The sequence below is a fragment of the Anaerococcus groningensis genome (assembly GCF_046365465.1).
Lineage (GTDB): Bacteria > Bacillota > Clostridia > Tissierellales > Peptoniphilaceae > Anaerococcus > Anaerococcus groningensis.
The window spans coordinates 69,346-80,052 of the sequence record NZ_JBGMEG010000002.1 but is presented as its reverse complement, the minus strand read 5'-3'; the positions used below and the strand labels follow the sequence as shown (position 1 = coordinate 80,052).

Below are 10,707 nucleotides of genomic sequence, written 5' to 3'. Positions count from 1 at the left end.
TACCAGCTAAGCTGGTAGTTCTGATTTTTTAATTAGTTTCCTGTATTTTCTGTAGCGTCTTCTTCTACTTCTGTAGCTGCATCATCTGCTGCATCTTCAGCGTTTTCTTCTGTTTCTTTAGCAGCGTCATCAGCGTTTTCTTCTACTTCTGTTGTAGTTTCTTCTACAGCTGGTTCTTCAACTGTTGTTTCTGTAGTGTCAGCTTCTTCTGTTTTTTCAGCATTGTTTCCACATCCTGCAAATGCGAATGTTCCTGCTAATGCTAATGCTAATAATTTTTTATTCATAATACTCTCCTTTGTGTTAATTACTTTAACACGGCTTATTATAGTCTCATGACCACTCTTTGTCAAATATAGTTATATTTCACATATAAACTTAAGTTTCAAGCTATGCTTCACAATAAATATAAAAAAACTCCTACTTCTCGTAGGAGTAATTTTCATATTTAAGCAGATTTATTAGTACTTGCCTCTGTACTAACATTTGTTAGTCTGCTGTCAGATTCTGGATTTATTGTTCCAGCTTCTCTTATTGCGTTTTCAAATATTTCTGAAATTAGTTCGTATTCAGCAAGCTTTGTTTGGTCTTTAAGCATTTCATATCCATCTCCACCTATGGCCATAAAATCATTAGTAACTAAGGTGTAGGTTTTTTCAGGGTCATATGCTTCCCCTTTAATGGTAATTTCTGATACTCTTTGCCCAGCTGGTTTTGTTGCATCATATTTTACTACCATACCACCAATTTGTGGGAACTTACCTGCTGAGTTTGGAGCTTCTGAAAGCCCGTGTTCTAATGCGTCTTTAATCACTGAACCCTTTACCTCGAGAGTTACTGCAAAGTTTGTGAATGGGAATACTGTTAGAACATCGCCTTTAGTAATGTTTCCAGCTGCAATTGATTCTCTAATACCACCACCGTTTGTGATTGCTACATCTGCACCAGTTGCTTTTATCATGGCATCTGTTACAAAATCACCAAGGTTTGTTTCACTAGTTCTTACCATATCACGTGCACCGATTAGGTCTACCTTTGTTTCTCCTACTTTTTGGTCAAGTACTTTTTTATTTTCATTAGTCACTGCTTCTATTTGATCTAGGGTATCTTTGTTTGCGTGTAGGTATTTCATTCTGCTATATGGTTTTAGGCTAGCATTTTTAGCTACAACTTTATTATTTTTATCAAGTAGCAGAGTTACATCACCTATGAAGTATCCGTGTGCTTTTGCTTGAGCTATTAAAGTATTGCCAACATATCTACCGTTTTGAAGTTCTGTGTGTGAGTGACCATCAACAATTAAATCAATGCCTTCTACATTTTCTGCAATCATAGTAGATGTTTCTACACTTTCTTTATCTTCTCCTAAGTGAGATATACAAATTATTACTTGCGCACCTTGGTTTTTAAGATTTGCTACTTCATTTTTGGCAGTTTCTATAGAGTTTACAAATGTAAGACCTTTAGTATTTGCTGGTGATGATTTGGTTTTAGTTTCCTCAGTTGCAAGGCCAAATAACCCTACTTTTACTCCATCAACATCGATAATGCTATCAGCATCTAGGATGTTGTTGCCTTCTTCGTTTACTACATTTGCTGCAAATATTGGGAAATTTGCTTTTTCGTTAAGTTCAATTAATCTTTGGTAGCCATAGTTAAAGTCGTGGTTTCCTGCAGTCATAGCATCAAAACCCATTTGATTCATTACATTTACTACGCTATCCCCACTTGAAATAGTTGCAAATGTTGTACCATGAACAACATCCCCAGCATTAAGGAGGAGAGCATTATTAGCTACATTTTTATTATCGTAATATGTTTTTAGTTTAGCAAAACCTAGTTCTCCATTTTTTTCATTTTCTTCAACTCTACCGTGAGTATCATTTACGTGAACTACAGAGATAGTTTTGTAACCACGAAGTTTGTTAAGAGTATATTCTGATTTTGCTTGTAATTTTATAGAATCATTTACTATATTTATAAATTTATCCTTGCTAGATTCAATTTTATTTGGTGTTAGTTCAAATAAAAGAAATACTGATTCTTGTTTTACCTTGTTATCGAATACTGAAGCGTCAAGTTTTTTGATTTGGTCACTTTCTTTTGTACGTTCTGGATGTAATTTTTCTACTACTGATTTTGATTTTGCCAAAACAGCATCTGATTCACTTACTAATTTTTTTAATTGAGATTCTGATCCGTTAGCTAGATTTGGAAATTCTTCTAAAAGCATTCTACTAGCTTTATTTGAAACATTATTTGAAAAATAAGATGCTTCTAATTGAGACTTTTGGCTTTCATTTAGATTTGCAGCGTAGGCCTCATTGCCTGATACAACTGCTCCTGATGCAAGAAGTGCTAAACTTAATGCAGCAGAAAATATAGGTTTTACTTTTTTGTTGGTAAACATATTTCCCCCTTTAGTGTAATTTTCTTTATTATATCATATACTAAATTAAAAATTATTTTTGTAAAAAATATTTTATATTTAAAGCCGTTTGTAAAATATAAGTAAGGGTAAAAGTAGTTTATAGAGGTGGTTTATTATGGAAAAATTTATAGAAAAATTACCAATAGAAGTTACAGATATAAGGGCAGCGCGTGGTGGAGACGTTAATGATGCCTACAAAATATATTCTAACAATGAGATTTATTACATGCTAGTCCAAGAAAATTGTGATGATAGTTTTTATGATGGTGAAATAGAGGGCCTTAAACTTTTTGAAAAAATTGGAGTAACTGGACCTAGGGTAATTGATCATGGATTTGTTGATGGAGATGCTTATTTATTATTATCATTTCTAGATGAGGGTAGCCGTGGATCTCAAAGTGAACTTGCAAAAACAGTAGCAAAACTTCACCAGTATAAAAGTCCTAACTCTAAATTTGGCTTCGACTATAAGCATAGGGGTTCACAAACTACATTTTCAAATGAATGGAGTGATACTTGGTCTGAAGTTTTTCTAGACCAAAGGATGTCAGTTCTTGCTAAGCAATTAATGGATATGGACTTATTGACTGCTTATGATTATGAAAAATATCAAAAAGTGTATGCCATTATGAAAGAAGAATTAGATAAGCATAAATCAGAACCATCTTTACTACACGGAGATTTATGGGGTGGTAATTACATGTTTTTAAAAGATGGAACACCGGCCTTATTCGACCCAAGTCCATTTTATGGAGATAGGGAATTTGATATCGGTATTACAACTGTTTTTGGTGGATTTACAGATGAATTTTATAACAGATACAACCAAATTTATCCTCTAGAAGATAACTTTAGACTGCGTTTAGAGTTTTATAGGCTTTATCTATATATGGTTCACTTAGTTAAATTTGGAAATATGTATGAATCATCTGTAAATATGACTATGGAGAATATACTAGGATATTGAGGTTAATTATGACATTAATAGAAAAAAGTAAAGAAAAAGTATTGGAATTTGTACAAAGTGAATATGATGGTTATACTGATATAAATTATATAGGTGAGTGGGAAAGCTACGATTGCTATGAAATAAATACTGATGAAGATACAGATGGGGTAGGAGCTTTTGCTCTAGTAGATGAAGATGGTGTCCGTCTTGCTGATAGTGATGAAGATTATGAAATAGTACATTTTTTTAGTATATCTTAGGAGAAATATGGAAAATAAATACTATGACCAAGCCCTAGAGTTTGCTATAAAGGAATTTGAAGAAGATAGTGAAATATCTTACCTAGGTGACTACGAGGGATACGAAGTATATAGAATAAAAGACAATGACGATGAAAGTAACTTTTTAGTAGATGAATATATCTTGGCTAATAGTGATGGTGTAGCAAAATCTTACTACCATGAATCAGTAGCCATTGCTAGAAAATTTGGTTTATAAATGAGAGCGCTAGGAAACTAGCGTTTTTTTAAGCAAAAAAATCCTTGGCAAGGTATAATGATTGGAAGATTAACTAAGGGGGCTTATATGAAATATGAAGATATAAAGAAAATGATTGATAATATAGCAGCTGATATTTCTAAGCTCCAAGTAGGCGAAAAGCAGACCTTTAAAAGAAAAATTGAAGCAGGTGATATAAGGGGAGTAATTGATATAAGCCATGAAAAGGAAGAAAAAATCCCTCCGCGAATAAATAATGATCAACCAATAGTAAAAGACTATAGGTATTGGATTTTAAAACTTGACCGTCATTATAAGTCCAAGGCTATGAGAGTTAACCAATTAAATGTGGCTGCCCTAAAAATGTATGCAAGGCTTTGTGAGATCCTTGAAATTTATTTAAATAACCAAGGAACAACTGTTGCCAGACATGTATCAAAGCTAAGACGCGAAACGGTAAATTTTGACTTATACTATACTATCTATCTAATAGCAGAAACTCAGGTTTTAAACTTTTATAATCCTCTTTCAAGAAAATCAGCGGAAAAGTCATATAAAATAATCGAAGATTATGTAGGAGTAGAAGCTAGGAAATTACTAGAAGATAGGGCTCAAGAATTAAAAAATGAATTAAAACCTGCAGATAAGGAAACTAAGGAATATTTTAAGCTTACAGATAATAATAAAGTTTCCTTATGGTGGGATCCAGATGGGTCTTTTAGAGAGAAATATAATTTTACTAAAGAAGAACAGCTAGCAATTGATCAAATTTCTAAGCGCTCCAATGTCTTATGGAAAAACAAAAAAGTTTACAAACTACTGATGGACTTATACTTATCTACTCTAAGAGCCTTATTTGACTCAAAAGAAATAGAAACTAAAAGGCTAACTAGGATATTAAAGCCCTACCAGCAATCAAAAGATATCTTAGATGCTATTTTAATTATAAGTGAGAAAAATATTAGAGAAGTCATTAGTTTTTATGGACGGATATCGACACAAAAGGCTACTGACTTATTAAAAGAAGAAACCAATATCGATATCTATAACTTTGTAAGTGACTACCAAGAGCTTTATCTGAAAAATTTAGACTTTGATTTATTAGATAATATTTACCGAGATTATTTTGATAAAAATCCAAAAAAAACCCAAGATTTTATAAATTATCTTATATATCTTGATATAAAAGATGAGATAAAACTTATAAAAGACTATAAAAACCATGAAAATTTTGAAAAAATATTAAATGAACTTGTTAAGTCTTGGTACGAGGATGAGAAGATAATTGCTTTATACTACTTATATAGAAATAATATAAATAAAAAAAGTCATGACAAGTATTTATTTGAAATTATCAATAAGGCAAATTTCGACCAATTTTTGAAACTTATAAAAGAAAATGAATTAAACTTAGATTTAATTGAAGAAATTAGGACTCTTAAAAATATTGCCCCTAAAAAAATTAAGGTAGATAATAAAAAAATTGATATTTCTAGAAAAAACTTGGATAAAACTGTAAGTCTTGTAAATGAATTTTTCGATGAAGAAGAAGTCATTAAACCTATAAAAGAAATTAAAGAAGATTTAGAAAATGAAGAAGAAATTTCCTATAATGATGTATTGGTTAAAATTTTAAACCATGGCTTTATTTCTGTTGGTGAAGTCCAAGACTTGGCAAAAAAAGATTGTCTTACTTTAAATACTTTTATAGGAAATATAAATGAATCCTTATTTGACTATATAGGAGATCAGAGCCTAGTAGTAGAAGATGACAGAGTAATTATAGATGAATTTTATGTAGATATGATAAAGGAGTATGTAGATGGCAGTACGAATTAACCCCAAAGAAGCGGCAATTATTATAAGGTCTCTTGAAGGTGGAGTGGTGCCAAATATGGGTGTTCAACACCTTTTAGTTGGTAGAAATAGAGAAGTAGAAGAAGTTATAAAAATTTTAGATATTGTAGCTGATGGACAGAGCGATATCCGATTTTGGGTAGGGGACTTTGGATCTGGAAAAAGTTTTATGCTTGCAACAATTGAGCAGCTTGCCCTACAAAAAAACTTTGTGGTTTCTACCTTAGACCTTAATCCATCTAGGAGATTTTATGCTACAGATAGAAAAGCTGTAGCTCTTTATACAGAAATAATAGATAATATAAAAACAAAAACTATAAAAAATGGAAATGTGCTAAGTTCTATTATAGAAGAATGGCTAAATCAAATTTTTACAAAAGTTGCTGCTAGCCTAGATGTGGATGTTTCTGAAATTTTGGAAGGTAGCTACCAAAAAGAAGTAACAAATGAGATTTTAAATATCCTAGGTGATTTTTCTGCAGTAGGCCTATCCTTTGAGTTTGGGCAGGCCCTTGTTAAATTTTATGAGGGTTTTATAAATGACAATAGACTATTAAAAACCAATGCTATTAGGTGGTTAAGGGGAGATATTACTACCAAAACTGAATCGAAAAAAGTGCTAGCTATCAATCAAATTATAAATGATGATAACTGGTTTGATGCTTTAAAAAATATGAGTGAACTATTTTTAGGTATTGGTTATAGTGGATTTGTAGTTAACTTTGATGAGGCTGTAAATCTTTATAAAATTCCTCAATCTGTAACTCGCGAAAGAAATTATGAACGTATTTTAAATATTTACAATGAAGCAAAATCAAATATAGCTAAGGGTTTATTTATAAATTTTGGTGCCACCCGAAAGACTATTTTTGATGAGAACCGTGGCTTATCTTCCTATGGAGCACTAAAGGGTAGACTTGGCAGTGAAGATAGTATGGATAATAAACTAGTAAATACAAATCGTACAGTTCTAGGCTTAAAACCACTTTCCAATGAGGAAATTTATACCCTTTTAGAAAATTTAGTAAATGTTTATAATGTCCATTACAAAGAATCCATCGAAATAGCTGAGCCAGAAATAATTACCTATATGGAAGGGCAATTAAATAGGCCAGGAGCAGATGAATTTTTAACTCCCCGTGCAGTTATAAAAGATTTTATAGAAATCCTAGATTTAAAAAGACAAAATCCAGATGAGGAGATAATCGATATCATAAGTGATCGCTTTAAAGATATCCTGGCGATAAGTAAAGACCCTGAAGATATGGATGATGAGATAGAGATAATATGACAAATTCCTTTGATTTATTAAATAGAGAACTTAGATTTTATATCCACGAAAAGGGCTGGCCTACTCTTACTAAAATTCAAAATGCATCTATAAAGGCATTTTTTTCTACAGATAATAATTTAATTTTATCAGCAGCTACAGCATCGGGTAAGACTGAAGCTGCTTTTTTGCCTGCCATTAGTAAGGTTAAAAATTGGGATAAAGGAGTGAAAATTTTATATATTTCGCCCCTCATAGCCCTTATCAACGATCAATTTAAACGCATAAACGATATGTGTTTTGATATGAATATACCAATTACCTCCTGGCATGGGGAGGCTAGTAAAGCAAAAAAAGATAATTTAATAGAAAGCCCAAAGGGAATTTTATTAATTACTCCAGAATCTATCGAGGCTTTGCTATCCGGTAAGCCAGAAGTTGCAAAAATATTATTTGAAGATTTAGAGTACATAATAGTTGATGAAATCCATAGCTTTTTATCGGGAAATCGCGGCTTACAATTAAAATCTTTGCTAGATCGTATGCTTAGATTTACTTATGAACCACCCCGTATGATGGGACTATCTGCGACAATTGGTGATAAAAATTATGACCTAGCAAAAAGATTTTTTAATAATGGCCGTGATACAAATATCTTGTTAGATAAAAGCCAAAATGACTTTACCTATACCTTTGATATGCCAGAACCTAGTGAATTATCAGATGAATATGTAAATTACATGCACGATTATTCCCTAGAAGGACCCATGCTTATTTTTCCAAATTCCAGGGAAAAGGTTGAGCTAATTGCCGTAAAACTTGCAAATATATATAAGGAAAAGAATGAAGATATAAAAATATTTGCCCACCATTCTTCAGTTAGTAAGTTGCGTAGAAAAGAAATTGAAGAATTTGCAAAAGAAGCAAAAAATGAAAACTACGTTATAGTTGCTACATCAACTTTGGAGCTTGGAATAGATATAGGATCAGTACATTCAGTTGTACAATTCGGGGCTGCTCATACAGTTTTATCCTTAGCCCAAAGACTAGGACGTAGTGGTAGGAAAACTCACAATTCAATTCTTCATCAAATAAATACTGGAGTTTATGATGCTCTCCAATCAATGGCAGCTATTTCTTTATTTGAAGAGGGTATTTTAGATAAAATCGAAGCAACAGCTAAAGCTTATGATGTCTTTGCCCACCAAGTTTTATCTACACTTTTAGAAAATTATGGTCTAACAATTGATGAATATTTATTTTTAAATAAAACACTAGCCACATTTGCTGATATAACTGATGAAGAATTTGAAGAAATAACCGATTATATGGCTAGTGAAGGATATATAGAAATATTAGAAAATGAGGTAATTACAGGATTAAACCTAGATAAACTCATGTATATGGGGAGGTTTTATAACCAATTTTTAACCGCCCAAGCCTTCACAGTTTATAATGAGTCAGGGAAAATAGGGGAGATAGAAATTCGCCCAGAAGTACAAGAAGAGGCTAATATTTTTCTTGCAGGTCAAGTATGGAAAATTGATAAGATCTATAGAAGTAGCAAAAAAATAAGAGTTTCTGCTGCAAATGAAGGTGCGCCTCCAAAGTTTTTATCAGCTGGAGATGTGGATATAAGTCCAATCATCAGACATCGCATGAGATATATAATTGATAACCCAGACGAATTTGAATTTGATGAAGAATCTGATAAATATATTTATGAGCTTCATGATGCTCTAAAGGACTACCAATATCCTTTTAGTATTGAGGATGATTATATAGGACTGATGACCTTTGAAGGAACAAAAGTAAACAGAACTCTAGCAATTATGTTTAATATTATTAGTAAGTCTACCTCTTATTTTATATCAGAAGTAGATAGCATGGTATGTGGACCTAATACTCCAGAAATTTTTGAACAAGCAAGGATAAATCCAGTAAATGAAAATCAAATATTTAAATTTTTATTAAAAGAAAAGACTTTATTAGATGCATACCTTGCAGCAAATAAATATATGATTTTAGTGCCAGAAGACTTAAGGGCTCAATATGTTATAAATAATTATTTAGATATAGCAAGTGCCTATGAATATTTAGAAATAAATGTATAAATCTTACATAGATTGTAATTAAACTTTTTGATAAACCATAGTATCCTAAAGATAGCAAAGGAGGATATTATGAAAAAAATAAAATTAATAGTAGCTGTGGGGATTATAATTGCAGGTTTAGGATTAGTTACAGGATTTGATAAGGATTATTATAGTAAAGAAAATGAAACATCTAGGGCTAAGATAGAAGATCTAAAAAATAGCTCGGATTTAGTTAAGTCTGAATTTACAGAAAAATTACTTAATAAAAAAGACCAGCCTAGAGTAAATTACTATCAAGTTAAATCTTTAGACAACTCTATAAACTATACACAAATTCAAGGATTTGATACTAGTAAAAATATTACAATTGATGGTAAAATCTGGCAAAATGGAGGCAATATTTTTATTAATAAGGATAATCAATTATATTGGTTAGATATAGGAAAAAATATCTATTATGGTGAAAAAAGAACTTCTAACTATCCTTCAAGTATTACAAGAGATAACGATCTAACTTATGGAGAGAAAGAAGTGATAAAAGCCCTAGGAGAATCAAATAGGAAGATAGAAAAAATAGATGGTGGTTATAAGTCTATCATTGATGATGATTTAAACTATGGTTATGAAATCTATGATGAAAATGGAGATTTTATATCATCATATCTAGAAAATAGCCAGGGAAATGTAACAACTACCCTTATCGAATCAAAAAATGATGTAGAGGATATTTATAATTACTATCTAGCAAAAATAGACTCGATGACAAAAGTAGAAACCATAGAAGATATAAAGTAAACTGCAACTTGCAGTTTACTTTTTTATATAGTGATATAATAAAGCTGGAGAATTTAATGGAATTTAAACGTATTATTGAAACAAAGTATTTGAATAAAACATTTGGTACTGGCAAGGAAAGTTTAGTTGCAGTAAATGATATAAGCTTTGATTTATTAGAAGGAGAGTTTTTGGGCATTATGGGCGCAAGTGGCTCGGGTAAGACTAGCCTGTTAAATTTAATTTCATCAAATACAAGGCCGACTAGTGGTGAAATAATCTTTGAGGGAAAGGATTTAACTCAATTCTCTAGAAAAGAAATAGAAGATTATAGAGGAAATTTAGTTACATATATTTTTCAAGAATATAGGTTAATAGCAAATTTAACTTCATATGAAAACATATTAGTACCATTTGCCCTGCATAATAAGGAAGAAGATAGTAAAAAAATTAAAAATCTTGCTAAAGAATTAGGAGTTTACGAATCTTTAGATAAATATCCTGGCCAATTATCTGGTGGTCAGCAGCAAAAAGTGGCTGCTATAAGAGCCTTAGCTATTAGCCCTAAACTTTTACTTGCAGATGAACCAACATCTGATCTTGACTATAGGAGTACAGAAAAAATTATGGAAGTTTTTGATAAAGTAAATAAAGAGTTTAACACTTCAATAATAATCGCTAGTCATGATAAATATGTAGCTAGTTTTTGTGATCGTATAATTTTATTGAAAAATGGAAAGATTTTTAATGAAATAAGTAAAAATGAAATAGAATCTAGGGCTGAATTTGAAAAAAGAATTAGTTTGGCTAGTAAGCAGCTTGTAAGATAAGA

Annotated in this window: 10 protein-coding genes; 8 read left to right on the top strand and 2 right to left on the bottom strand. The window is 31.3% G+C overall.

Features of this window, described 5'->3' with window-relative positions:
- Positions 1-32: 32 nt before the first annotated feature.
- Positions 33-287 (bottom strand): hypothetical protein, encoded by a 255-nt coding sequence (locus AB9Q04_RS01585; RefSeq protein WP_410023636.1) that lies wholly within the window; start codon positions 285-287, stop codon positions 33-35.
- A gap of 161 nt (positions 288-448) precedes the next feature.
- Positions 449-2,410 carry a bifunctional metallophosphatase/5'-nucleotidase gene (locus AB9Q04_RS01580; protein WP_410023635.1) on the bottom strand — a complete coding sequence of 654 codons (1,962 nt, stop codon included), beginning with the start codon at positions 2,408-2,410 and terminating at the stop codon, positions 449-451.
- A gap of 136 nt (positions 2,411-2,546) precedes the next feature.
- Between AB9Q04_RS01580 and AB9Q04_RS01575 the strand changes: the two genes are divergently transcribed.
- The 8 genes from AB9Q04_RS01575 to AB9Q04_RS01540 all read left to right on the top strand — a co-directional run bounded on the left by AB9Q04_RS01575 (position 2,547) and on the right by AB9Q04_RS01540 (position 10,705).
- On the top strand, positions 2,547-3,398 hold the full coding sequence (locus AB9Q04_RS01575) for a fructosamine kinase family protein (RefSeq protein WP_410023634.1): 852 nt from the start codon (positions 2,547-2,549) through the stop codon (positions 3,396-3,398).
- 8 nt (positions 3,399-3,406) lie between these two features.
- Positions 3,407-3,640 (top strand): hypothetical protein, encoded by a 234-nt coding sequence (locus AB9Q04_RS01570; RefSeq protein WP_410023632.1) that lies wholly within the window; start codon positions 3,407-3,409, stop codon positions 3,638-3,640.
- A 7-nt stretch (positions 3,641-3,647) separates the two neighbouring features.
- Positions 3,648-3,878, top strand: coding sequence for a hypothetical protein (locus AB9Q04_RS01565; protein ID WP_410023630.1), 231 nt, complete (start codon positions 3,648-3,650; stop codon positions 3,876-3,878).
- An 87-nt stretch (positions 3,879-3,965) separates the two neighbouring features.
- On the top strand, positions 3,966-5,717 hold the full coding sequence (locus AB9Q04_RS01560) for a tellurite resistance TerB C-terminal domain-containing protein (RefSeq protein WP_410023628.1): 1,752 nt from the start codon (positions 3,966-3,968) through the stop codon (positions 5,715-5,717).
- Positions 5,701-7,026, top strand: coding sequence for an ATP-binding protein (locus AB9Q04_RS01555; protein ID WP_410023627.1), 1,326 nt, complete (start codon positions 5,701-5,703; stop codon positions 7,024-7,026). The genes AB9Q04_RS01560 and AB9Q04_RS01555 overlap by 17 nt, the downstream gene beginning before the upstream one ends.
- Positions 7,023-9,119, top strand: coding sequence for a DEAD/DEAH box helicase (locus AB9Q04_RS01550; protein WP_410023626.1), 2,097 nt, complete (start codon positions 7,023-7,025; stop codon positions 9,117-9,119). Before AB9Q04_RS01555 ends, AB9Q04_RS01550 begins: the two co-directional genes overlap by 4 nt.
- Before the next feature lie 69 nt (positions 9,120-9,188).
- Positions 9,189-9,896 (top strand): hypothetical protein, encoded by a 708-nt coding sequence (locus AB9Q04_RS01545; RefSeq protein WP_410023624.1) that lies wholly within the window; start codon positions 9,189-9,191, stop codon positions 9,894-9,896.
- A 56-nt stretch (positions 9,897-9,952) separates the two neighbouring features.
- Positions 9,953-10,705, top strand: a complete 753-nt coding sequence (locus AB9Q04_RS01540) for an ABC transporter ATP-binding protein (RefSeq protein ID WP_410023623.1) — start codon at positions 9,953-9,955, stop codon at positions 10,703-10,705.
- Positions 10,706-10,707: the final 2 nt, after the last annotated feature.